This is a genomic window from Streptomyces sp. NPDC048424 (assembly GCF_040651555.1).
GTDB lineage: Bacteria > Actinomycetota > Actinomycetes > Streptomycetales > Streptomycetaceae > Streptomyces.
In genome coordinates, this window is the sequence record NZ_JBEZKE010000055.1 from 1 (window position 1) to 22960 (window position 22960).

General features: G+C 72.5%; 17 protein-coding genes. 1 reads left to right on the forward strand and 16 read right to left on the reverse strand.

Features of this window, described 5'->3' with window-relative positions:
• Positions 1–159 precede the first annotated feature (159 nt).
• From AB0D29_RS37295 to AB0D29_RS37350, 12 genes are all read right to left on the reverse strand, one after another.
• Positions 160–534, reverse strand: coding sequence for a hypothetical protein (locus tag AB0D29_RS37295; RefSeq protein WP_362860291.1), 375 nt, complete (start codon positions 532–534; stop codon positions 160–162).
• Between the two features lie 170 nt (positions 535–704).
• A complete protein-coding gene (locus AB0D29_RS37300) occupies positions 705–2987 on the reverse strand; it encodes a hypothetical protein (RefSeq protein WP_362860292.1) in 2283 nt (760 codons plus the stop codon).
• A 19-nt stretch (positions 2988–3006) separates the two neighbouring features.
• Positions 3007–3435, reverse strand: coding sequence for a hypothetical protein (locus tag AB0D29_RS37305; protein ID WP_362860293.1), 429 nt, complete (start codon positions 3433–3435; stop codon positions 3007–3009).
• Between the two features lie 53 nt (positions 3436–3488).
• A complete protein-coding gene (gene mycP, locus AB0D29_RS37310) occupies positions 3489–4655 on the reverse strand; it encodes a type VII secretion-associated serine protease mycosin (RefSeq protein WP_362860294.1) in 1167 nt (388 codons plus the stop codon).
• Between the two features lie 21 nt (positions 4656–4676).
• Positions 4677–6134, reverse strand: coding sequence for a hypothetical protein (locus AB0D29_RS37315; RefSeq protein ID WP_362860295.1), 1458 nt, complete (start codon positions 6132–6134; stop codon positions 4677–4679).
• Positions 6131–6637 (reverse strand): hypothetical protein, encoded by a 507-nt coding sequence (locus AB0D29_RS37320; protein WP_362860296.1) that lies wholly within the window; start codon positions 6635–6637, stop codon positions 6131–6133. The genes AB0D29_RS37315 and AB0D29_RS37320 overlap by 4 nt, the downstream gene beginning before the upstream one ends.
• Before the next feature lie 159 nt (positions 6638–6796).
• Complete coding sequence (locus tag AB0D29_RS37325; protein ID WP_362860302.1) at positions 6797–9094, reverse strand: xanthine dehydrogenase family protein molybdopterin-binding subunit; 2298 nt, start codon at positions 9092–9094, stop codon at positions 6797–6799.
• Positions 9095–9138: 44 nt separating this feature from the next.
• Entirely contained in the window at positions 9139–11295 is a 2157-nt protein-coding gene (locus AB0D29_RS37330) for a (2Fe-2S)-binding protein (protein ID WP_362860297.1), read from the reverse strand.
• Positions 11292–12185 (reverse strand): FAD binding domain-containing protein, encoded by an 894-nt coding sequence (locus AB0D29_RS37335; RefSeq protein ID WP_351297583.1) that lies wholly within the window; start codon positions 12183–12185, stop codon positions 11292–11294. The genes AB0D29_RS37330 and AB0D29_RS37335 overlap by 4 nt, the downstream gene beginning before the upstream one ends.
• A gap of 383 nt (positions 12186–12568) precedes the next feature.
• Complete coding sequence (locus AB0D29_RS37340; RefSeq protein ID WP_362860298.1) at positions 12569–14221, reverse strand: beta-N-acetylhexosaminidase; 1653 nt, start codon at positions 14219–14221, stop codon at positions 12569–12571.
• Positions 14222–14384: 163 nt separating this feature from the next.
• Positions 14385–14669: a DUF3039 domain-containing protein gene (locus tag AB0D29_RS37345; protein WP_030010729.1), complete on the reverse strand. Its 285-nt coding sequence runs from the start codon at positions 14667–14669 to the stop codon at positions 14385–14387.
• A gap of 29 nt (positions 14670–14698) precedes the next feature.
• Positions 14699–15259 (reverse strand): YqgE/AlgH family protein, encoded by a 561-nt coding sequence (locus AB0D29_RS37350; protein WP_362860299.1) that lies wholly within the window; start codon positions 15257–15259, stop codon positions 14699–14701.
• 265 nt (positions 15260–15524) lie between these two features.
• Between AB0D29_RS37350 and murA the strand changes: the two genes are divergently transcribed.
• The gene (gene murA, locus AB0D29_RS37355) at positions 15525–16865 is read left to right on the forward strand and encodes a UDP-N-acetylglucosamine 1-carboxyvinyltransferase (RefSeq protein ID WP_351297571.1); all 1341 of its coding nucleotides are present in this window, start codon (positions 15525–15527) and stop codon (positions 16863–16865) included.
• Positions 16866–17227: 362 nt separating this feature from the next.
• Here the strand turns inward: murA and AB0D29_RS37360 are convergent, their stop codons facing one another.
• The 4 genes from AB0D29_RS37360 to AB0D29_RS37375 all read right to left on the reverse strand — a co-directional run bounded on the left by AB0D29_RS37360 (position 17228) and on the right by AB0D29_RS37375 (position 22740).
• A complete protein-coding gene (locus AB0D29_RS37360) occupies positions 17228–17509 on the reverse strand; it encodes an HU family DNA-binding protein (protein ID WP_007264399.1) in 282 nt (93 codons plus the stop codon).
• Positions 17510–17871: 362 nt separating this feature from the next.
• Entirely contained in the window at positions 17872–19275 is a 1404-nt protein-coding gene (locus tag AB0D29_RS37365; RefSeq protein WP_361768910.1) for an NAD-dependent malic enzyme, read from the reverse strand.
• Between the two features lie 494 nt (positions 19276–19769).
• A complete protein-coding gene (locus AB0D29_RS37370; RefSeq protein WP_362860300.1) occupies positions 19770–22076 on the reverse strand; it encodes a UvrD-helicase domain-containing protein in 2307 nt (768 codons plus the stop codon).
• Positions 22077–22179: 103 nt separating this feature from the next.
• A complete protein-coding gene (locus AB0D29_RS37375) occupies positions 22180–22740 on the reverse strand; it encodes a CGNR zinc finger domain-containing protein (protein ID WP_362860301.1) in 561 nt (186 codons plus the stop codon).
• Positions 22741–22960: the final 220 nt, after the last annotated feature.

A 22960-nucleotide genomic window follows, 5' to 3' on the forward strand; every position in this document is an offset into this window, starting at 1 on the left:
AGGTGAACGGGGTTGAACGACAACGGCTCGCCCGCCGACCAGCGTGGACAAACCTGCAAAGCGAGTTACGCCGGTTCGATTCCGGTCACGGCTTCGCGGCGAGCCGCTCGGGGGCAGGCGCACCCCCGAGCGGCTTTCGCCTTGCCCGGCCGGGCCGCCTCAGACGCCGCACCCGGTCTGCTCCTTGGCGAAGTCCAGGTACTTCTTCATGAGTGCGGTGAACAGGGGCCGTCGCGCGTCCTGCTGGATCTTCTCCACCGAGCCGTCGATCCACAGCCTGAGCTCGAAGGCGTCCGTGGGCCCGCTGCACGTGAGAACGACAGCGGCGCCCCCGTCCCAGAGCTTGCTGTTCTGCGCGAAGGCAAGCGCCTCCGGCTTCTGTTCATCGACCGCCGGAGCCCAGACGAAGTGCTGCCCCTCCGGCAGGCGGTCCGCCGTCGCGAAGAAGCGGGTCTTCCCGTCCACGTAGATGTTGCAGATCGCGCTCTTCCGGCTCGCGCTCAGCCGGACGTCTGCGGGCGCGTCTACACGCACCTCCCTGCCCGTACCCATGAAGGGTGCGAGTTCCGCCGGAGTGAACGCACCGAAGCAGGTCGACTCGGGAAGCCCGGGCGCAGCCGACTCCTTGCCGTCGGAGCAGCCGACCAGCACTGCGATCCCTACAACGACGGCGGCTACCGCCCCGCGGGTACGAGGACGGGGCATCAGGATCCGCCGTTCATGGTGGCCACCAGGTCCCGGCCGACCGAGTAGGCGTTCGCCGTCTCGGTGGACGCGACACCGGCGTAGGAGTTGATGCTGCGCTCGGACAACCCGGATCCGCGGGCTGCGATGCGGACCGAGGCCGCGGCGGAGTCGGACGCGCCGGTCTGTGCGCGCGTGTACTCCTCGCCCGCCTGCTGGTTGCTGTCCTCGACCTTCTTCGCAGCGTCCTTCTTCGCGCCCTCGACCACGCTCTCCGTGATGTCCTCCTGGAGCCATTCGACGACGTCGCCGGCCAGCGGCACCAGCTCGAGGTACTTGCCTCCGGCCGCGGTGATACCTCGGTTGACCCACTTGGCACTGTCCTCGACCCCCTTGACGTACTCCTCCTGCTTGTGGGCGTTCTCGCCGAAGGTGCCCTCCGCCCGGGCCTCGGACAGCATGCCGGCGATCTGTCCCCCGGGATGCACCGCCACCTTGACCGCCGCATCGACATCGTCGTACTCGGCCCGATGGGCAAAGACGTCATTGACGAGAGCCGTGGTAAAGGTTCGCTGGGCCGTGGTCATCGCACCGTAGGCCTCCGGGTCCTGGCCCACCGCCCCGATGAACCGAGCCATGCCGGCCTTGTCGAATACGGCCATCTCGCCGTTGGCCTTGATCGTCCGGCTGTTGTTCTCCGCTGCGGCCTGGATGTCCGGCATGTACTCGGCTGCCATCTGGCCGAAGTGCCCGGACAGCCCGTTCAGCGGGCCGTCCGGTTCCTTCGGGTCCGCGTCGATCAGTTCCGGCTTGTCGCCGATCTTCTCGACGACGCGTTCCATGACGGCCGCCATCTCCTTGGTGTGCGCGACGGGCGGGGAGTCCTCGTCGCCGGGGCTGCGGTGGGAGACCGCCGCCATGAGGGCGTCGCCGAGCGCCTGCTGGGCCGGGTGGAGCTCGCCGGTCCTCGTGATGTCGAAGCTGTCCATGTACGGCTTCTTGTCGAGCATGTAGTCGACCATGCCCCGGTCCTTGCCGTGCTGGCCGCCGACCGGCTTGTCGTCCTTCGTGACGATGCCGTCCTTGTTGCTGTCCTCGCGGACCGGCTCGTTGAAGAAGGCCGTCGCCGCGTCCGGGTTGTGGCCCAGCGCCTCCATGAGCCCGGTCAGCGGGTAGAAGCCGCGCCCGTCCCCGCCCTGGCTGAGGACCGACTCCATGCCGTACGGGGTGTGGAACTCCCAGGCCCTCGGGTCCTTGCGGTCCATGGCGACCATGTCGCGGCCGACCGAGGTCAGGAACTCCGTGTCGTACTCGCCCTCGCGGAGCAGCGCGCCGAGGGCCTGGTAGCCGTAGATCTGCCGGACGCCGCCGAAGACGTCCATCTCCTTGCGGCCCGCCTTCATCAGCTGGGTCGTCCAGGCGGCGTCGAGGTGGTGGGGGACGTCCTTGTGCGTGGCGAGGCCGAGCATCGCGCCCATGTCGCTCTGGATGTTCGCGACCATCAGCGCGCGGTCCTTGCCGGCCGGCCCGAGGCTCGTCGCGTCCAGGGACAGCTTGGAGTACAGCTCCAGCGTGCCCTCGGCGCCGATCGTCCGGTAGAAGCCCGTCGAGAACTCGGGGTCCAAGCGGTTGTCGTCGAGCAGCTCCTCCAGCTCGCGCAGCGCCTCGACGTTGCGCGCCGTGCCGCCCTCGCCGGTGACCTTCTTCATCAGGTCGGCGGCGCGGGCCGCCTGTTCGGCGTCGAGGGTCTCGAACTTCGGTCCGCTGAAGTCGTGTTCGTCGGCGGCGTTCGCCTGGAGGGCGCGGACCAGGGAGTCGTCGGCGTCCTGGGCGTCCTCGACCGCCCGGTCCACCCGGGACTGCCAGGCGTTGCGGTTCGTGTTCAGGGTCTGCTGGTAGTCGGGGTCGTGCCGGGCCGCGTTCCGGTCCGCCTCGGTGGGCAGCGGGATCGCGGAGACCCGCCCGGTGGCATCGATCCGGAAACCGGCCGCCGGGGCCTCGGCGGCGAGCTTCTTCAGTTCGTCCCGGGCGGCCTTGAACGTCGCGTGCGCGTCGGCGAGGACCCGGTGCATGCCCTTGGCGGCCTTGGCCGCGTCCTCGAACTCCTTGGCCGTCTTGTCGACGAACCCCCGCGCCACCCCGGCGGTGACCCCGCTCCAGTCGGCCTTGTCGGCCTTCGCCTTCATGCCCGTGCGGGCGGCCTCGGCCATCTCGTCGAGCTTGCCGGCCATCGCGGTCCAGTCGGTGACGGCCGTCTGGAGCTTGTCCAGGGGTGTGTTCATCACGTTCTCGTACGTCAGCATGTAGGCGCCCCGTCCACTTCTACTTCAGGTACTTGTCGATCGCGGACGCGGTGAAGTCTGCGTGGAGCTGCTGCTCGTCCTTGGCGTGGGAGGCGAGCGAGTAGTTCAGGCCGTTGGAGACGGTGGCGCAGGCGGCCACGAGGGTCTTGACCTGGCTCTCCCAGGTGCTGTTGGCCTTGAGCAGCGCCGCTCCGCTCGCGAAGCCCTCCTTGGTGAGGGCCCCGGCGGCTTCGGAGGTGGCGGTGGCGGCGTGCTTGCCGTCCGCCTGCAGGCGGGCGTGCAGCTTGTACGCGTCGGAGCCGACGGCGCCGATGTGGTCCTGATTGAGTTCGAGGTCGCCACCGCCGCCACCGCCGCCGCCCGGATCGGCGGGCACCTGGTTGAGGCGCATGGACACGTTGGCGGTGGCCGTGGCGCGGGCCGCCGACCATTCCTTGTCGAACGACATCGCGCGAACTCCCGAGTCAGAGCCGGTAGATCAGGGTCAGGTTGAAACAGGGCTCAGCGGTTGCGGCGTACGACGACCACGGTCACGGCGCCACCGATGAGCACGCAGGCTCCCAGGCCGAGCGCGATCCAGGGCAGCGAGCTGCCGCTCTTCTTCTCCTCGGCCTTCGGCGCGGCGGCGTCGGGCGCCTTGCCGTCCGCGGACGCGGCCGCCGAGGGGGACTTGCCTGCAGCCGCCGCAGCCGCCAGGTCGGGCAGCGGGTACACGTCCGCCGGACCGGGGTCGCCGGGATTCTTCAGCGCCACGCTGGGCCGGACCACGCCGTAGCCGACGTAGTCGTTGCGCCCGGAGCCGTCGACGGGCTTGCCGGCGTTGTTCAACAGGACGCGCAGGACCTGGTTGTTGGTCCAGTCGGGGTGCGCGGACCAGAGGAGGGCTGCGGAGGCGGAGGCGAGGGCGGAGGCGTCACTGGTGCCGCTGGTCGTGCACAGCCCCGTCTTTCCGGTGCAGGCCATGACGATGTCCATGCCGGGCGCGGCCAAGTCCACCTGAGGGCCGTGCTGCGACTCCTTGGTCGGCTCACCAGTGGAGTCCACTGCTCCGACGCCCACCACTCCAGGGGTCCCGGCGGGGTAGGCGAGCTCGTTGGTCGAATCTCCGTAATTGCCAACAGCAGCAAAAATCAGCTTGCCCTTGGACAACGCGTACTTGACCGCTTCAGCCCTCGCCCTGTCGCTCTCCGGCGTGCCGTCGATCCCGAGGGACATGTTAATGATCTTGGCGTCCGAGTCCGCCGCGTACCGAATGGCCGCAACCCATGTCGGCGTTGCCATTTCGGTATTCGAAACGAGCAGTGGGAGAATCTTGGCGCCGGGGGCAAGGCCGTAGGCACCATCACCACTCGGGTGTTTCCCCGTTCCGGCAATCAAGCCGGCCATACCTGTGCCGTGACTGCCCCCATCGGTGGGCCCGTCAGCGCCGTCCGGCGTGAACCGCTTGCCGGGGACGAGCCGGCCCTCCAGTTCGGGAATCTCCCTGACCCCATCGTCGATTACCGCGACGGTGACGCCCTTCCCCGTACTGACTTTCCAGATCTCGTCCGCCTTCATGGCGTCTAGATGCCATTGCTGCGATCGAATGGTCTCCGCGTGGGCCGGGGTCGCGGCGACCCCGGCCAGCAGCAGACCCACCAGGGCCGAGGTCGCCTTACGCATGCGCATCCCGTGCAACGTCCGTTCTGCTCAGTCGACCACGGGCGGGACAACACGACGGTTGGCCTGCCAGGTCTCTTCGTCCTCGGCCAGGTAGTCGGGACGTTCGCCCGTCTGGTCGTCCCGCCGCTTACCCGGGGTCTGCGCACGAGCACCCGCGTGCCCCATGGCACCCCTACCCGCGCCACCCGCGCCGTTGCGCACGAGGCCCGAACCGCCCTGGGTGAACGGCTGACCGCCCGCGATCGGGCGAGCGCCCGTACCGGGCTTCCCTCCGACGATGCCTCCCGGCTCCGAGGCGAGTCGACGACCTGCCGCGAAGCCGTTCTGCCCGCCTCCGTGGCCGCCGCCGGGACCCATTCCGCCACCCATGCCACGGCCGGCGTGAGTGCCTTCGCCGATGACGTTGCCACGCGGGATTCCTGAACTGGGGCCGGTGGACGTCACGGGCCGGCCGCCCGTGATGCCGCTGTCACGCGGGGGCATTCCGAGGGCCTTGCCCCCGGGAGGAGCAGTGCCGGGACCGCCCAGTGTCGGATACGGACCGATACCCGGGCCGGTGAGGCTGGGCGGCTTCATGCCGCCGACGGGCGGGAAGCCCATGGGCGGGAGGACAGGGCCGGGGGTGGGGCTGACGGGACCTGTCGGCAGCGGGCCGGGCGTGGTCGTCAACGGTGGCGTGGTCCGGTCCGGAAGCGTGGCGACGTTGTCGAGGTCGACGCCCACCTCGTGATCCGGAGTCGACGGCACGGGCACCGACGGAACCGTGCTGTCCGGCTGCTGCGGACGGCTGGTGACCGATCCGGGATCATCCGAGGACGGACTGTGCGTCGACCCCGTCGTCGTGTGCGAGGAGCCTGTTGAGCCGACTCCTCCGCCAGACTCGCCTCCAGGCCTCGACCTGTCATCTGAAACACCGTAGTAACCAGGCGGCACAAACACATCCGGCGGCGGCGGGAACGTCGGGATCGTCGCGGACTCCAGGTGCTGGGTCGTCTTCTCGTACGACCCGGCCAGCTTCGTCATCGCGTCCACGGCCCGTGCGTGGTCCCCGTTCAGCTTCGACCAGGCCTCCTGGCCCAGCTTCACCGCGTCGGGGTCGTTGTGGTACTCGCGGGACGTCGCGAGGTTCTCCTTGAGGGTCGCCTCCGCGGACGCGCTGTACTTGGGCATGTTGCCCGCGCCGTAGTCGGTCGGCTTGACCTCGCGCATGATCTGGACGGTCTCCGCCATGTGCGTGCCGCCATTGGCGCTGTACTTGGCCAGCTCCAGGGTGGCGCTGCCCGTCTGGTTCACCCAGTTCTGGAAGGCCGTAGCCGCTTCGCCCTCCCAGCCCTTGACCCGGTGCTTCTTGAGCAGATCCCCGATCTGTTCGATCGTCTTGGCGGCGTTGGTGAGCTGCGTCGCGCAGAGATAAGCCTTGTCCGGTTCCATTGCGGCGACCATGGCGTACAGCTGCGCGTGCGTGAAGCCCTCAAACTCGCTCATCCGAGAGCACCACCCTTCTGGGTTCCGTCGGCCATCTTGTCCGCGTACGGGTCGCGCTTCGCCACGTATTGGTCATGGGCCTGCTTGGCGAGGAAGCCCATGCGCCGCTTCGTCTCCTCGTCGACCTCGCTGTAGCCGCCCCCGGCGGACTGGATGGCGATTCCGAGTGCCTCGATCTGCACTCCCAGCCCCTTCGACAGCTTCTGCAGCTCCGAGTGGACCGTCTTGTACGCCTCGTACAGCTTCTCGGCCTGAGTGAAGCCCTTGCCCAGGGTTCCGGCCGCCATCACGGTGTCGTCGAACTTCCCGTGATGGGCGTCGGAGCCGTTGAGCGTCGTCAGAAGCCCGTCCACCAGATTCTGATAGCTCTTCAAGTCGTCGTACTGGACCTGCAGCGCCGCAGCCGTCGCCGCGTAGGCCGCGCCTGCGGCCACGCCCATCGGACCAGCCAGTCCCAGCGCGAGGCCTGCTTGGACCGCACCTAGCCCGTTGTCGTCTGCCACGTTGGCCTCCCCGTCTCCCCGTGGGTGCGGCGCCGGCGCCGCTCCCCGTCCCCGTTCGCACCCGTGTGCACGCGCACGTGCACACGTGTACCGATCACTCTAGCGACAGGCAACGACAGCCCCAAGTCCGGGGTTGCACGTGCAATGTGGGTCACACGGTCACGAGTTGGGCGCGGCCACCGCCGCCGATGGCCTGATCGGGAGCCTGTTGACCGGACGGCCCGTGGCCGCGCGTACCGCCGAGGCGATCGCCGCCGGGGTCGTGACCACCGGGATCGCGCTGGCCGCCTTGGCGCCGAAGGGGGCCACCACGTCGCGTTCCTCGACCAGTTTGACGATGCGCACGGCCGGGGCGTCCAGCGACGTCGGCAGTGCGTAGCCCGTCAGGTCGGGGTGGCGGACCAGGCCGGAGACCGTGCGGAGGTTCTCCGTCAGGGCCGCGCCGACGCCCTGCGTGACGCCCGCTTCGATACGGGCTTCCAGCTGGCGGGGGTTGAGGATGCGGCCGACGTCCTGGGCGACCGCGAGTTCCACGACCCGTACCGAGCCGAGTTCGATGTCCACGTCCACCACCGCGCGGATCGCGCAGAAGGCGAGGCCCACGAAGGCGTCGCCCTGGCCGTCCGCGTCCAGGGGTTCCGTCGGGTGGGGGCGGCACTGGGCCGTCGCCCAGAGTTCCTTGCCCTCCATCGCCTCCGTGACGCTCATCGAGAAGGCGCCGTCGTACGACGTGATCCGGCCGTCCGCGATCTGCAGGAGCTCCGTCGACATGCCCAGCTTGTGGGCCATGGGCTGCAGGAGTTGGGTGCGGACCATCTTGGCCGCGCGCTCCACCGCGCCGCCCGACACCCACGTGTGGCGGCCGTGCGCCGCCGGGCCCGCCGGCGGCTGGTCGGTGTCCACGGGGGCGACCGCCACCTCGTCGACGCCCAGCACCTCCTGGACGATCTGGCGGGCCAGCGTGCCGAAGCCCTGGCCCGTGTCGACCGCCGCGCAGATGACCGTGGCCACGCCACCCACGACCTTGACGGTGGCCGTCGAGACCTCGTCCGTGCCCTCCGCGCCGAGCATGTGCACCATGCCGACGCCGTAGCCGACGCCGCGGCGCACCGCGCCCGGCTCGCCCGCGCCCTCCGGGCCGCCCGGCAGCAGCCATTCGTCCTCCGGGGTGTCCTTCGGGAGGCCGGGCAGCTCGAAGTCGCGGACCGCGCGCAGCAGTTCCGCCACCGGGGCCGGGCAGGTCACCGTCTGGCCGGTGGGGAGGAGGTCGCCCGTCGCCAGGACGTTGCGCATGCGCAGTTCCGCGCCGTCGATGCCGAGCGCGGCCGCGAGCTTGTCCATCTGGCCCTCGTACGCCGCGCACACCTGCATGGCGCCCTCGCCGCGGACGTGGCCGGAGGGCGGGTTGTTGGTGCGGACCGCCCAGCCTTCCACGAAGGCGTGCGGGACGACGTACGGGCCGCAGGCGAAGGCCACCGCCGCCGCCAGGGATTCCGCGGAGGCGTCGGCGTACGCGCCCGCGTCCATCAGGATCTGTGCCTCGACCTTGACCAGGCGGCCCTCCGCGTCCGCGTGGTGGCGGTAGCGCAGCAGGGTCGGGTGCCGGTGGGTGTGGCCGAGGAAGGACTCCTCGCGGGTGGCGGCCAGTTTCACCGGGCAGCCCGTGCGCAGGGCGAGCAGGCCGAGCGGGAGTTGGAAGGCGGCGTCCTCGCGGTCCGCCGTGGCGCCGGGCACGCCGGTGACGACGACCCGTACGCGGTCCGGTTCCAGCCCGAAGCAGGCGGCGGCCAGCGCGCGGTCGCTGTGCGGGTCGGTGGAGGCCGTGTACAGCTCCACGCCGCCGTCGGGCCGCGGCACGGCCAGTCCGGCCTCGGCGCCGATGGGGGCGGGGTCCTGGCGGCCGATCCGGTACAGGCCCTCGACGACGACGTCGCCGGTCACCTCCGGGTCGCCGTAGCGCAGCGGGATGTGCCGGATCAGGTTGCCGTCGGGGTGCAGGGCGGGCGCGCCGAAGGACTGCTCCGGGTCGGTCACCGGGTCGAGGAGCTCGTACTCGACGGCGATCGCGGCCGCGGCGAGGCGGGCGGTGTCCGGGTGGTCGGCGGCGACGGCGGCGATGGGCTCGCCGTGGTGGCGTACGACGTCGTGCGCGAACACCGGCCGGTCGGCGATCCGGCGGCCGTGCGTGGTCGCGCCGGGGACGTCGGCGTGGGTGACGACGGCGCGCACGCCGGGCATCTCGGCGGCGGCCGTGGTGTCGATGGACAGGATCCGGGCGTGGGCGTGCGGGGAGCGCAGCACGGCGGCCCACAGGAGGCCCTCGGCCCACAGGTCGGCGGCGTAGGGGAAGGTGCCCTCGGCCTTGGCGCGGGCGTCGGCCGCGGGCACGGACGCGCCGATGCCGCGCGGCACCTGCTGCTCCGAGGCCTCCGCCGACGGGGCGGCCAGGGCCGTCACCGTGGTGTTCACCGTTGTCGTCGCGGTCGCCGCGTCCTGCCCGCTCACGCCGTGCCTCCGTGGTGGATGCCGCCCTCGCCGGGCGCTGCCTGGTGCGGGATGCGCGCTTCCGGGACCTGGCCGTGGTCCGGAGCGTGGCCCTGGGCCGTGGGCTCCGCGGCGGCCGCCTCGCGCTCGGCCACGACCTCGCGCACGGCGTCGACGACGCCCGCGTAGCCGGAGCAGCGGCAGAGGTTGCCGCACAGTGCCTGACGGGTCTCCAGCTCGCTGGGGGCGTGGTTGCCCTCCAGCAGGTCGTGGATGGTCATGGCCATGCCGGGTACGCAGAACCCGCACTGCACCGCACCCGACCTGCACAACGCCTGCTGCACGTCCGAGAGTTCCCCGTTCGTCGCGAGCCCCTCGACGGTGCGCACCTCGCTGCCGGCGGCCGTCGCGGCCGGGACCAGGCAGGAGGCGACCAGCCGGCCGTCGACCTGCACGGCGCAGGCGCCGCACTCGCCCTGCGAGCAGCCGTCCTTGGCGCCGGCGAGGCCGAGGCGCTCGCGCAGCACGTAGAGCAGGGACTCGCCGATCCAGGCGCCGGTGACGGGCCGGTCGGCGCCGTTGACGCGCAGCACGTACGAGGCCGACGGGTGTTCGTGATGGGCGACGGCCTCGTCGGCCGTTCCTTCTTCGTACGTCGCCACCTCGGCCGGGATCCCCCGCCCGGTCCCCGCGTCCGGGAGTGCCACGGCGCTGTCGGCGGTGTCCGCACCCGGCGTGTGGTCGGCCGGGGGCTCCGCCGCGGCCGGCTCCTCCCCGGACCCGGCAACCGCAGCCGCGGGGCCGGGCTCCGGCAGCTCCGGCGCCGCCTCGGGCACGGCGTCGTGCGCGACGGGCACGGGCTCGGGTTCTGGCTCGGGCTCCGGCCCGGGCTCCGGCCCGGGCTCCGGCGCCGCATGGCCGAAGGCCGCGAAGCCGTGCCCGTCGGTGCCCCCCGGCTGCGCGGGCTCGGCGTCGTCGGCCGTCGCCTCGGCCCGCACGCCGCCGAACAGGTCCAGGCCGCCGGAAGCCGCGGGCTCGGTGGCCCCGGCCGGCTCCGGTGCTTCGCCGAAGGCGGTGAAACCGCGCCCGTCGGTGCCCGCGTGCAGCGCCGGCCCGGCGTGCTCGGCGTGCTCGGCGTATGCGCCGTGCCCGACGTGCCCGCCCGGCTCCACGTGCCCCGCGTACCCGAGGTGTTCCACGTGCTCGCCGTGCCCGGCCCGGCCCGCGTACCCGGCCGGCTCCGCGTGGTCCGCGTGGTCGTCGGTCCGGGCGCCCTCGGCCGGCTCCGGCGCCGGGCCGTGGGCGGCGTCGATGTCGTGCGGGGCCGGGTGCACCGGCTCGCCCTCCGGGAGCGGGGTTCCCACGCCCGGGCCGCCCAGCACGCGCGGCCCGCGCCCGGCGGCGCCCACTCCGGGCCCGCCGAGCAGCCGCCCGGCGCCGTGCGCCGTCGCGGTGGCGGCGGCCGAAGCCGCGGCGGCCTCGTCCGTGCCCGGCAGGACGCCCGCGTCCAGGCGCCCGCCCGGGTCCCCGGCGGGCTGCTGCGTCAGGTACGCCCACGGCGCCGGGGCGCCGCCCGGCAGCGTCGCCGGGGCCTGGCTCCAGTCGGCGTCCAGCCCGCCCTGGCGGAAATCACCCTGCTGTCCGGGGAATTCGGAGAACTCGGGCACGGCCCACTGGCCGGTCGTCGAAGCCGCGGCCTCGGGTTCCTGCGCCGCCTCGGGGAACCGCCACTCCGCCGTCGCGCCCGGATCCGTCTGCTGCTCCGGCTCCGCCTCGGCGAAGGCCGCGGCGACCGACGCCGGAATCGGGATCGACGCGGGAATCGGGCCGCCCACCGACCCGGACCCGGAGTCCGACCCGGCCGCGGGCGCCGGCCCGGCCGGAGCCGAACCTCCGGCCTCCGGCCACTGCACCGGGATCGTCCACGTACCCGTGGCCGCCGGATCGGTGGTGGCCGAGCCGAGCGGCACGATCATCGGCGGCGGCACGTAGCCGTGCCCGGGCGCCGCGAGGGGCTCCCCGGTGCCGAGCGCGTCCAGCATCTCCTGCGGCAGTTTCACGAAGGCCGTGGCGTCCGAGTCGTACTCGCCGCCCTGCGGGACCGGTTCCCAGCCCCAGCCCGCCGTGCCGTTCCCCTGGGTCACGTTCGCGTTCTCGTTCTCGTTCTCGCTCATGAGGTCAGCGCCCTCCCCAGGGCCCTGCGTGCCAGCACGGCCACCGTCCGCCGCAGATGCAGTACACCGGGAGCCACCGGCTCCCCCTGGTCGGGCACGCAGGCGGCCGCGACGTACTCGCCGAAGGCCTCCAGGGCCTCGGGGGCCAGGCTCCGCTCGCCGTCCCAGTCGATCAGCGAGGCCACCCACTGCTCGGCCTCCAGCGGCCGCAGCGGCATCGGGGCCACCGCACCGATCGCGCAGCGCACACCACGGCGCGCGGGATCCAGTACGAGACCCACGGACGCCACCGCACGCCCCGGCCCGGTACGCCCCGTGGCCTTCAGGAACACCTGCGGCGCGTGCAACAGCGGAACCCGGACGAAACCGATCAGCTCGCCCGGCCGCAGCATCTCCCGGCCGGCCAGCAGGTGCGACACCGGGATCTCCCGCTGCCCGCCCGGGCCGACGATGACGAGGACGGCCTCCAGCGCGGCCAGCACGGGCAGTGCGTCACCCGTGGGCGCGGCGGTGGCGATGTTCCCGCCGAGGGTGCCGGCGTTGCGGATCTGCGGGGGGCCGGCGGCGCGCGCGGCGGCGGCCAGCGCCGGGATCAGAGCGGCGAAATCCGGCCGTCCCATCCGCGCGTGGGTGAGGCCCGCGCCGAGCAGGGCGTGGCCGTCCTGGTACTGCCAGCCGCGGATCTCGTTGATCCGGCCCAGGCCCACCAGAGCGGCGGGCCGCAGCAGCCCGGCGTTGACGGCGGCCATGAGGTCGGTGCCACCCGCGACGGGCACGGCCGCGGGCATGGCGGTGAGCGCCGCCACGGCCTCGTCGAGCGAGGCCGGCAGTGTCACGGACTGCGCCACCTGGGGCCCCTGGGGGCCCTGAGGTGAATCCGGTGCGTGCAGTGCGTGCGGTGCGTGCGTGGTCAACCCAGCTGCCCCTTCCCGATGTCCCGGTCCCGGCGCTCACGCCTGTCCGCCGTACGGTACGTGCTCACCGCCGGGACGTGGCAACTCTGGCACATCTTCCGGGCCGCTCGGCGCGAGGGTCCACCCGGTGCCCCGCCCCCGTGCGACCCCCCGTGCGCCCCCGCGCCCGGCTCCCGCACGCCCTGTGCCCCGCGGCGGCCCGGCCCGAGCCCGGCCGGTGCCCGACGCCCCGTACGCCCGCCGTGCCGCCTTCGCCGGACCTCTTAGCCGAACGTCCGATTTTCCCCGTATAGCGGGAAATCCAGCCAGAGTTCCGGACCCGTTCCCTTTCCGTTCAGGTCCGCCGCTCCGCGCCCGTGTCACACGTTCGGGGGCGCGCCCTCGATCGGACGTCCCAGTACCCCGGGCCGCCGCTGCCACGGCAGCGGCCCGCCCGGTGGCCGGTAACCGACCCCGAGCGCGTCCAGCCGCGCGTAGTGCGCCGTCATCCGCGCCTCGAAGTCCGGGTAGTCCCGCTCCTGCGGCTCCGGCAGCCGCGACCACACCACCTCCGCGAAGGCGGCCAGTCGCGGGAACGCCTGGTAGTCGACGCGGTCCTGGTTCTCCATCACCTCGGTCCACACGTTGGCCTGGGCGCCCAGCACGTGCGCGGCGGCCTCCGGCGACAGCTTCGGCGGCACCGGCTCGAAGCGGTACACGTCCTCCAGCGAGCGCACGTACCCGATGGGCATCGGCTCGTCCCCGCCGCCCGCCTGACGGTGGTCCAGGTACACCTGCTGCTCGGGGCACATGACCACGTCGTGCCCGGCCTCGGCGGCGGCGATGCCGCCCGCGTAGCCGCGCCAGGAGGAGACGGCCGCGCCCGGCGCGAGCCCGCCCTCCAGGATCTCGTCCCAGCCGATCAGCCGCCGACCGCGCTCGGCGAGCCAGCCGTCGAAGTGCCGGATGAACCAGGCCTGCAGGCCGTCCTCCCCGTCCACCCCCAGTTCGCGGATCCGCTCCTGCGCGGCGCCCGAGGCCTTCCACTGCGCCTTCGGGCACTCGTCGCCGCCCACGTGCACGAAGGGCGAGACCTCCGCCGGAAACAGCTCCAGCAGCTCCTCGAAGACCCCCTCGTAGAACCGCAGCACGGCCTCGGTCGGCGCGAGCACGTTCTCGCTGATCCCCCAGTCGTCCCACACCCGCAGCGCCGCCGTGTCGACCACGTCGGTGTTGCCCAGCTCCGGGTACGCGGCGATCGCGGCCTGCGAATGCCCCGGCACGTCGATCTCCGGGACCACCCGCACGTGCCGCTCGGCGGCGTACGCGACGATCTCGCGGATGTCGTCCTGCGTGTAGAAGCCGCCGTGCGGGGTCTCGTTCCACAGCGGCGAGGCCCGGTGCCCCCACCGGCTGCGCGCCCGCCATCCGCCGACCTCGGTGAGGCGCGGGTACCGCTTGATCTCGACCCGCCAGCCCTGGTCGTCCGTCAGGTGCAGGTGCAGCACGTTGAGCTTGTGGGCGGCGAGCAGGTCGACGTACCGCAGCACCCCCTCCTTGGGCGTGAAGTGCCGGGCCACGTCGAGCATCATCCCGCGCCACCCGAACCGCGGGCCGTCCACGACGTCCCCGTACGGCAGGCTCCACGTGCGGCCGGGCAGCGGCGCCTTCCGGTAGGCGTCGGGCCCCAGCAGCTGACGCAGCGTCTGGGCGGCCCAGAACAGCCCGGCCGGCGTCGCGCCAGTCAGCTCGGCGCCGTCCGGGCCGATGCCGATGCGGTACGCCTCCGGCCCGGCGTCCCCCGCGCCGTCGGGGTCGACGCGCAGCCGCAGCTCGGCGCCGCGGCCGGCCCCGGCGGCGGGCAGCTCCCAGCCGGTGGCCGCCCCGAGCTCCCGCCGCAGCCACCGCGCGACCGTCCCGGTCCCCGGCCCGGCGTCGAGGAGCGGCTCGGGCCCGAAGGCGAAGCGGCGCCCGTCCGGGGGGAGGTCGGCGACCCGGGGTGCGGGGATGAGGTCCGTGCGGAGCAGGTCCATGCGTCGGCCCTTCGCGTCAGCGTGTTGCGCCCTGCGCAACGCACGTTCCGCAGAGTGCTCGTGGCGCCGACCCTAACGCGCCCCACGGGCACGGCAAAGGCCCCCGGACGCACGGTGGTGCGCCGGGGGCCTCGGTCCCGCGAAAGAGGGAGGAGGGGTCGGACTACTTGTCCTTGCCGCCCTTGTCCTTGTCCCCGCCGGGGCCCATGGACTCGTAGATCTCCTTGCACATGGGGCAGACCGGGTACTTCTTCGGGTCCCGGCCCGGTACCCAGACCTTGCCGCAGAGCGCGACGACGGGGGTGCCGTCGAGCGCGCTCGCCATGATCTTGTCCTTCTGGACGTAGTGGGCGAAGCGCTCGTGGTCGCCGTCACCGTGCGACACCTGCGGCGTCGGCTCTACGAGGGTTCCCGTGCCAGTCCCGCGCTCGGGCTCAAGAGTGCTCATGCAACCCAGGGTACTTAACCCCGCGCCCGTCAGTTGAGCGACGGGTCGTCCGGATAGGTGGCGACCATCGCGAGATCGCTGCGCTGGCGGCGCAGCACGGCCCGCCACAGCTGTTCGGGGTCGGGGAAGGACACGTCACCGGGCTCCGACTCCACCACGTACCAGGCTCCGTCGCCGAGCTCCTGCTCCAGCTGGCCCGGGCCCCATCCGGAGTAGCCGGCGAAGATCCGCAGGCCGCCGAGGGCCGCGGCCAGCAGCTCCGGCGGCGCCTCCAGGTCGACGAGCCCGATCGCCCCGTGCACCCGGCGCCAGCCGAGCGGCCCCTCCTCGCCCGGGATGACCGCCAGGCCGAGGGCCGAGTCCAGTGCCACGGGCCCGCCCTGGAAGACCACGCCGGGGGCGCCGGCCAGGGGCGCCCAGGCGAGCAGGACGTCGCCGACGCCGACGGGCGTGGGCCGGTTGAGGACAACGCCGAGGGAGCCCTGCTCGTCGTGGTCGAGCAGCAGCACCACCGCGCGGTCGAAATTCGGGTCCGCGAGGGCGGGGGTGGCCACGAGCAGCCGCCCTGTGAGGGAGGACACCTCGGTCATGCCGCCATGATCCCGCACATTGGCGCTTTGCGGAGCCCCGGCGGAGAGATCGGATCGTACGCAGCTCAGGGCGCACCGCAGCAGTGAGGAGCGCGCACGGACGGAGTAGCCGGAACGCAACGCTCCGCCATGTGGTGGATACGCAGGGTGTTGTACCGAATTCATGACAGTCCTACGGCCACGTCGGCCTTACGAACAAGGGGGTGGTGGCCCTTACCCTTTTCCCTGGCCCCCCTGCCCACCCCCTCTTCGGAACGCGAGATTCATGACCGTCACCGACGATGTCCTGCTTGTCCACGGCGGCACCCCGCTTGAGGGCGAGATCCGTGTCCGCGGCGCGAAGAACCTCGTGCCCAAGGCCATGGTCGCCGCTCTGCTCGGCAGCGAACCCAGCCGGCTGCGCAACGTTCCCGACATCCGTGACGTGCGTGTCGTGCGCGGGCTGCTCCAGCTGCACGGGGTGACGGTCCGCCCCGGTGAGGAGCCGGGCGAGCTGGTGCTCGACCCCACCCACGTCGAGAGCGCCAACGTCGCCGACATCGACGCCCACGCGGGTTCGTCGCGCATCCCGATCCTGTTCTGCGGCCCCCTGCTGCACCGGCTCGGCCACGCCTTCATCCCGGGCCTGGGCGGCTGCGACATCGGCGGCCGGCCGATCGACTTCCACTTCGACGTGCTCCGCCAGTTCGGCGCGACCATCGAGAAGCGCGAAGGCGGCCAGTACCTGGAAGCCCCGCAGCGCCTGCGCGGCTGCAAGATCCGCCTCCCCTACCCGTCCGTCGGCTCGACCGAGCAGGTGCTGCTGACGGCCGTCCTGGCCGAGGGCGTCACCGAGCTCAGCAACGCCGCGGTCGAGCCGGAGATCGAGGACCTCATCTGCGTCCTGCAGAAGATGGGCGCGATCATCTCCGTCGACACCGACCGGACCATCCGCATCACGGGTGTCGACCGGCTCGGCGGCTACAACCACAAGGCCCTGCCGGACCGTCTGGAGGCCGCGTCCTGGGCTTCCGCGGCCCTGGCCACCGGCGGCAACATCTACGTGCGCGGCGCCCAGCAGCGCTCGATGATGACCTTCCTGAACACCTTCCGCCGGGTCGGCGGGGCGTTCGAGATCGACGACGACGGCATCCGCTTCTGGCACCCGGGCGGCCCGCTCAAGGCCATCGCGCTGGAGACGGACGTCCACCCCGGTTTCCAGACCGACTGGCAGCAGCCGCTCGTCGTGGCCCTCACCCAGGCCTCCGGCCTGTCGATCGTCCACGAGACGGTCTACGAGTCCCGCCTCGGCTTCACCTCGGCGCTCAACCAGATGGGTGCTCACATCCAGCTGTACCGCGAGTGCCTGGGCGGCTCGGCCTGCCGCTTCGGCCAGCGCAACTTCCTGCACTCGGCGGTCGTCTCCGGCCCGACCAAGCTGCAGGGCGCCGACCTGGTCATCCCCGACCTGCGCGGCGGGTTCTCGTACCTCATCGCGGCGCTGGCCGCCGAGGGCACCTCGCGCGTGCACGGCATCGACCTGATCAACCGCGGCTACGAGAACTTCATGGAGAAGCTCGTGGAGCTCGGCGCGAAGGTCGAGCTGCCCGGCGGCGACCTCGTCTGACCTCGTCTGAGCCGTACCGCGCGCGTCGCGCACGCAGCAAGCCCCCCGGGCCCCGCACAGGGCCCGGGGGGCTTTCTCGTGGCCTCCCGCGGCCGGGTGGGGCACGCCATGGGCATACCGGGGCCCCGCCAAGGGCCCTGACGGGCCCTCACAGGGCCTGCCGGGCCGTCCCGGACCACCCGGGCCGGACCGGGTCCGGCGCGGCTCCCCCGGGCCCCGCGTCCAGTCCGCCAGCGTCCGCCCCCGTCCTGCCCCGGACAAGCCGAAGGGCGGCCACCCCGCCCGGGGATGACCGCCCATCGTCGTTCTGCGTACTACTGCCGTTCCAAAAGCCTGTGCGGCCCTCGGCGCCGGGGCAGGACTTACTTGCCCTTGGCGGCTTCCTTGAGCTTGGAGCCCGCGGAGACCTTCACGCTGTAGCCGGCCGGGATCTGGATGGGGTCGCCGGTCTGCGGGTTGCGCGCGGTGCGAGCGGCACGGTGGGTGCGCTCGAAGGTCAGGAAGCCGGGGATGGTGACCTTCTCGTCGCCCTTGGCGACAATCTCGCCAACGGTCTCGGCGAGCGCGGCCAGAACGGCGTCGGCGTCCTTGCGGGTCACCTCGGCGCGCTCGGACAGAGCGGCCACCAGCTCACTGCGGTTCATGTTGTACTCCCGTGTTCAACTTGCCTTAGAGGCGTGAGATCGAAGCCGATGCTGCCAGGGCCCTAGGACAGTCCCCGGACCCGGGTCTGAACGTCAGACCCTCTCGCCCGGTTACGCATCCTGCCCCCACCAGCGGCGGGAAAGCCAATCCGGCACCCGTCGGGGTCACACGAAAAGCGCCACAGTCACGCCGCGGTGACGCTCCGTCCATGCCTTCGCTCGCACGCCGCTGCGGACCGCGGACCCCGCGGGCATCCCCGCAACCCTAGAGGCGCCCCACCGGGCCCGCATCTCGCGACGCGCCGGGAGCGGCCCGCCGTGAGGGCTCTCACAGCGGGCGTCAGGAGCCCGACGAGCGGGCTTCAGGAGCCGGACGCCGCCTTGCGGACGGCGCCCGCGACCGCGCCGGCGACCTTGTCGTTGAAGACCGACGGGATGATGTAGTTCGCGTTGAGCTCGTCCTCGCCGACGACGTCCGCGAGCGCGCTCGCGGCGGCCAGCATCATCTCCGTGTTCACCGTGCGGGACTGGGCGTCCAGCAGACCGCGGAAGACACCCGGGAAGACCAGCACGTTGTTGATCTGGTTCGGGAAGTCGGAGCGGCCGGTGGCGACGACGGCGGCGGTCTGGCGGGCGACGGCCGGGTCCACCTCCGGGTCCGGGTTCGCGAGCGCGAACACGATGGCGCCTTCCGCCATGGCGGCGACGTCCTCGCCGGACAGCACGTTCGGGGCCGAGACGCCGATGAAGACGTCGGCGCCGACCACGGCCTCCTTCAGAGTGCCCGTGTAGCCCTCGGGGTTGGTGTTGTCGGCGATCCAGCGCAGCGGGGAGTCGGGGGCCGCGTCGACGAGGTCGGGGCGGTCCGCGTGCACGACGCCGTGGATGTCGGCGCTCACCGCGTTCTTGACGCCCGCCGCGAGGAGCAGCTTGAGGATGGCCGTGCCGGCCGCGCCGGCGCCCGACATGACGACCTTGACGTCGCCAACTGCCTTGCCCACCACGCGCAGTGCGTTGGTGAGGGCGGCGAGCACCACGATGGCGGTGCCGTGCTGGTCGTCGTGGAAGACGGGGATGTCGAGGGCCTCGCGCAGCCGGGCCTCGATCTCGAAGCAGCGCGGCGCGGAGATGTCCTCCAGGTTGATGCCCGCGAAGCCCGGGGCGATGGCCTTGACGGCGGCCACGATCTCGTCGGGGTCCTGGGTGTCCAGGCAGATCGGCCAGGCGTCGATGTCGGCGAAGCGCTTGAAGAGGGCCGCCTTGCCCTCCATGACCGGCATGGCGGCCATCGGGCCGATGTTGCCCAGGCCGAGCACGGCGGAGCCGTCCGTCACGACTGCGACGGTGTTGCGCTTGATGGTCAGGCGCCGGGCGTCCTCGGGGTTCTCGGCGATCGCCATGCACACGCGGGCCACGCCCGGGGTGTAGATCATGGAGAGGTCGTCGCGGTTGCGGATGGGGTGCTTGGACGCCATCTCGATCTTGCCGCCGAGGTGCATCAGGAAGGTTCGGTCGGAGACCTTGCCGAGGCTGACGCCCTCGATCCCGCGCAGCTTCTCGACGATCTCGTCCGCGTGGGCGGTGGAGGTCGCGGCGATGGTGACGTCGATCCGGAGCTTCTCGTGGCCGGAGGCGGTCACGTCGAGGCCGGTGACCGAACCGCCGGAGGACTCCACGGCGGTGGTGAGCTGGGAGACCGCGGTTCCGCTCGCGGGCACTTCCAGGCGGACCGTCATCGAATACGAGACGCTGGGCGCCGTTGCCATGGCCGTGTTTCCTCTTCTGTCCCTGGTTCGCTTAACACAGGGCCCCGCGCTGAACCGGCCGAGAACATGGCAGGTTCGGCAGGGACCTGTTGTCCGATCGTCCCACCTACCAGCCAGTACAAGGTAACCAGCTACAAATTTCGGAAAGACTCTTCCACCATACGAGATAGCAGGGGTGTTCGGAATGGTGGGTCCATACAAAACAGGTCCGCGCCCTCCACTGGTGGAGGGCGCGGACCTGGTGATTCGTACGTCTATGACACCGACCCGCCATGCTCGCCTCGCGGCAAGTGGTCGCTCTAAGCGACGAAGGTTGGGCCCGGGGGCTTGGATCGAGTCGGTGCCGTACTCAGGCTAACAAAGGATCGCCGAATGTGATCCCCCTGCTCGAAGTCGGTTCGCGCCACCACGCTCATGGCCGCGGACCATACGGATGTACGAGGCCCTGAGCAGGGCCGGAGCCACGCCGTGAACCGCCCCCGCGGGGCGGCCCCCTACGGCAGGAGCAGCTCCGGCACCCCGTCCGCGTCCGGCTTGTCCCGATCGGCGGAGACCACCGTCAGCTGCTGCGTCGCACGCGTCAGCGCCACGTACAGCACGCGCAGGCCCGCCGGGGACTCGTCCGCGATCTCCGCCGGGGAGACGACCACCGTGGCGTCGTACTCCAGGCCCTTGGCCTCCAGGCTGCCCAGCGCCACCGCCCGCGCGCCCAGGTCGGCGAGCCAGCCCGCGGCCTCCGCGCGCCGGTCCATGGCCACGACCACGCCGACGGTGCCGTCCACCTGCTCCAGCAGCCGCCTGGTCTCCTCGCGGACCGCGGCCCCCAGATCGCCCTCCGCAGCCGTGAACCGGGGCTGGAGGCCCGTGGAACGGACCGCCGACGGCGGCTCCATGCCGGGCATCGCCAACCGCAGCACGCGGGAGGCCACCTCGGCGACCTCCGCGGGGTTGCGGTAGTTGACCGTCAGCGTGAACCGGCGGCGCGGCCGGCTGCCCAGCGCCTCGTCGCGCGCCGCGGCCGCCTCCTCCGGATCGGTCCAGGAGGACTGCGCCGGGTCGCCGACGACCGTCCACGTGCCCATCCGGCCGCGGCGGCCCACCATCCGCCACTGCATCGGCGTCAGGTCCTGGGCCTCGTCCACGATGACGTGCGCGTACTCGGTGCGCTCCGCCGCGAGCCGCTCGGCCCGCTCCCACTGGGTCTCCTCGCGGACCGGCATCAGCTCCTCCAGCCCGCTGAGCTGGTCCAGCGGGTCCATCTCCCGCCTCCGCTTGGGCCGCGCCGGGGCACCGAGCAGCAGCTGGAGCTCGTCGAGGAGCGCCACGTCGTGCACCGACAGGGGGCCCTTGCCGTCCGGGCCCACCCGGCGCAGCGAACGGGCCAGCTGGCGGGTCTCGCGCGGGTTCAGGTCCCGCCGCGACCAGCGGCCCAGGTGGCGCTCGTCGGCCAGCGCGGCGAGCACGGTGCGCGGGGTCAGCTCGGGCCACCAGGCGTTCAGGAAGCCGATGAAGGCGTCCTCGGTGGAGATGTCCTCGTCGAAGGCGGAGCGCAGCTCGGCGGCCAGCTCCGGGTCGCTGTGCCGGCCGGCGCCGCCGGACTTCGCGTACAGGGCGTCGAGCAGCAGCTTGCGGGCGCGCGGGCGCAGCAGGTTGACGGGGGCGGTGCCGCTGAGGACGTTCTGCCGGATCCGGTTCAGCTCGTCGGCCTCCAGCTCCTGGCGGCGGCCGAAGGCCACCACGCGCAGCCGGTCGGGGGCGCCGCCGAGTTCGAGTACGCCCCGTACGGCCTTGCGGAGCACCTTCAGCATCCGGGAGGAGCCCTTGATGCGGGCCACGGCCGGGGAGTCGTAGGTGGTGGCCTCCGCGCCGTCGACGAGCGAGCCGAGCGCGCGGATGGCGACCTGGCCCTCCTCGCCGAGGGAGGGCAGCACGCCCTCGGTGTACGCGACGAGCAGCGGAGTCGGCGAGACGATCAGGATGCCGCCGGAGTAGCGGCGCCGGTCCTGGTAGAGCAGGTAGGCGGCGCGGTGCAGGGCGACGGCGGTCTTGCCGGTGCCGGGTCCGCCCGCGACCTCGGCGACGGAGGCGGCGGGCGCCCGGATGACCAGGTCCTGCTCGGCCTGGATGGAGGAGACGATGTCCCGCATCGAGTGCGTACGGGCCCGCCCGAGGGCGGCCATCAGGGCGCCGTCGCCGATGGCGGGGAGCTCCCGGCCGTCGAGGAACGCGGTGACCTCGGGGCGCATCAGGTCGTCCTCGACGCCCAGCACCTTGCGGCCCTTGGAGCGGATCACGCGGCGGCGCACGACGCGGCCGGGGTCCTTGGGCGTGGAGCGGTAGAACGGCGCGGCTGCCGGTGCTCGCCAGTCGATGACCAGCGGCGAGTAGTCGGAGTCCAGGACTCCGATGCGGCCGATGTGCAGGGTCTCGGCGACGTCGGCCGTGAGGTCCCCGCGGATCGCGTCGTCGGCGGGCTCGACGGAGGTGTACGCGCCGTCCGGGCCGCGCTCCCCGTCCTTGCCGAGCACCAGGTCGATGCGGCCGAAGAGGAAGTCCTCGAACTCGTTGTTGAGCCGGTTCAGGTGGATGCCCGCCCGGAAGACCTGCGCGTCCCGCTCGGCGAGTGCGCCGGGCGTCCCCACTTGGCCGCGCTGGGCGGCGTCGTTCATGAGGAACTCCGCCTCGTGGATCTTCTCCTCGAGGCGTCGGTACACGTGGTCGAGATGCGTCTGCTCGACCGCGATCTCCCGATCGCGGACGGAATCCGCCGTGCTGTCGACAGCGGCATTCTGCGCGGCCACCAAGGCCCCCTTCTGACGTGCATGGGCGACCGTCAACCGTACGCGAACCGGCCCCCTGTCCGCACGCCCGTTCCGGAACCGGTCTCGCTGAGTGATACGCCCGCTACCGGGATCCGGACGCGAGGGCCCGGCGGCGGTGCCGGGCGACGCGCTCGCGGTTGCCGCACAGCTCGCTGGAACACCAGCGGCGCCGGTGGCCGCGGGAGGTGTCCAGGTAGACGCGGGTGCAGCCGTCGCCCTCGCAGGCCCGCAACAGCGCCAGGTCGCCGGGGTCGGTCAGCAGCTCGACGGCGTCCCGGGCGACGGCCGCGAGCAGCGCGCCGCATTCCACGCCGCCGCACAACTCGCGGACCAGGTGCCCCTCTTGGTCCCGAACGGCACACAGGCCCGGGGGTGGTCCGGCGGCCAGCGCGTTGACCCGGGCGAGGGCGTTCTCGTCCGGGTCGGCGCCGGCGAGCTCCGCCCGTACGAGGGTTTCCACGTCGCCGCGCAGGGCCCGGAAGGCCGCCGCCCAGTCGGGCCCCACCCGGGCCAGCGGTGTCCGGTCGGGCACCAGCCCGGCGCCGGCGAGCCACACCCGCAGCTCGTCACCGTCCGGGATCCCCTCGTGCGGGGTGAAGGTGGCCACCAGGTCCAGACAGACGCGCCCGGAATCGAACCGCATGCCGTCAGCCTCCCGTCGTGGGGTGCCGTACCAGATTGCCCGTCCGCCGCCTGCGGGGGAACCCCCCGAACCGGTACCTCCGGTGGCCGGGGCCGCGCAAATCCAGCCCCGCCGGCGTTTGAGGCGCGGGGTCTGGGGCGGAGCCCCAGGAAACCCGGCTCCGCCGGGCACCGGGCTCCGCCCGGACCCTCCCCCAGACTTCGTCCGGGGGGACCCCCAC

Bases quoted from the DNA above. Each gene is read 5' to 3' on its own strand.
- murA (WP_351297571.1), top strand. From the start codon at position 15,525: ATGACCGTCACCGACGATGTCCTGCTTGTCCACGGCGGCACCCCGCTT.
- mycP (WP_362860294.1), bottom strand. From the start codon at position 4,655: ATGCGCATGCGTAAGGCGACCTCGGCCCTGGTGGGTCTGCTGCTGGCC.
- AB0D29_RS37345 (WP_030010729.1), bottom strand. From the start codon at position 14,669: ATGAGCACTCTTGAGCCCGAGCGCGGGACTGGCACGGGAACCCTCGTA.
- AB0D29_RS37340 (WP_362860298.1), bottom strand. From the start codon at position 14,221: ATGGACCTGCTCCGCACGGACCTCATCCCCGCACCCCGGGTCGCCGAC.
- AB0D29_RS37305 (WP_362860293.1), bottom strand. From the start codon at position 3,435: ATGTCGTTCGACAAGGAATGGTCGGCGGCCCGCGCCACGGCCACCGCC.
- AB0D29_RS37315 (WP_362860295.1), bottom strand. From the start codon at position 6,134: ATGAGCGAGTTTGAGGGCTTCACGCACGCGCAGCTGTACGCCATGGTC.
- AB0D29_RS37375 (WP_362860301.1), bottom strand. From the start codon at position 22,740: ATGCGGTTCGATTCCGGGCGCGTCTGTCTGGACCTGGTGGCCACCTTC.
- AB0D29_RS37330 (WP_362860297.1), bottom strand. From the start codon at position 11,295: ATGAGCGAGAACGAGAACGAGAACGCGAACGTGACCCAGGGGAACGGC.
- AB0D29_RS37365 (WP_361768910.1), bottom strand. From the start codon at position 19,275: ATGGCAACGGCGCCCAGCGTCTCGTATTCGATGACGGTCCGCCTGGAA.
- AB0D29_RS37300 (WP_362860292.1), bottom strand. From the start codon at position 2,987: ATGCTGACGTACGAGAACGTGATGAACACACCCCTGGACAAGCTCCAG.
- AB0D29_RS37360 (WP_007264399.1), bottom strand. From the start codon at position 17,509: ATGAACCGCAGTGAGCTGGTGGCCGCTCTGTCCGAGCGCGCCGAGGTG.
- AB0D29_RS37350 (WP_362860299.1), bottom strand. From the start codon at position 15,259: ATGACCGAGGTGTCCTCCCTCACAGGGCGGCTGCTCGTGGCCACCCCC.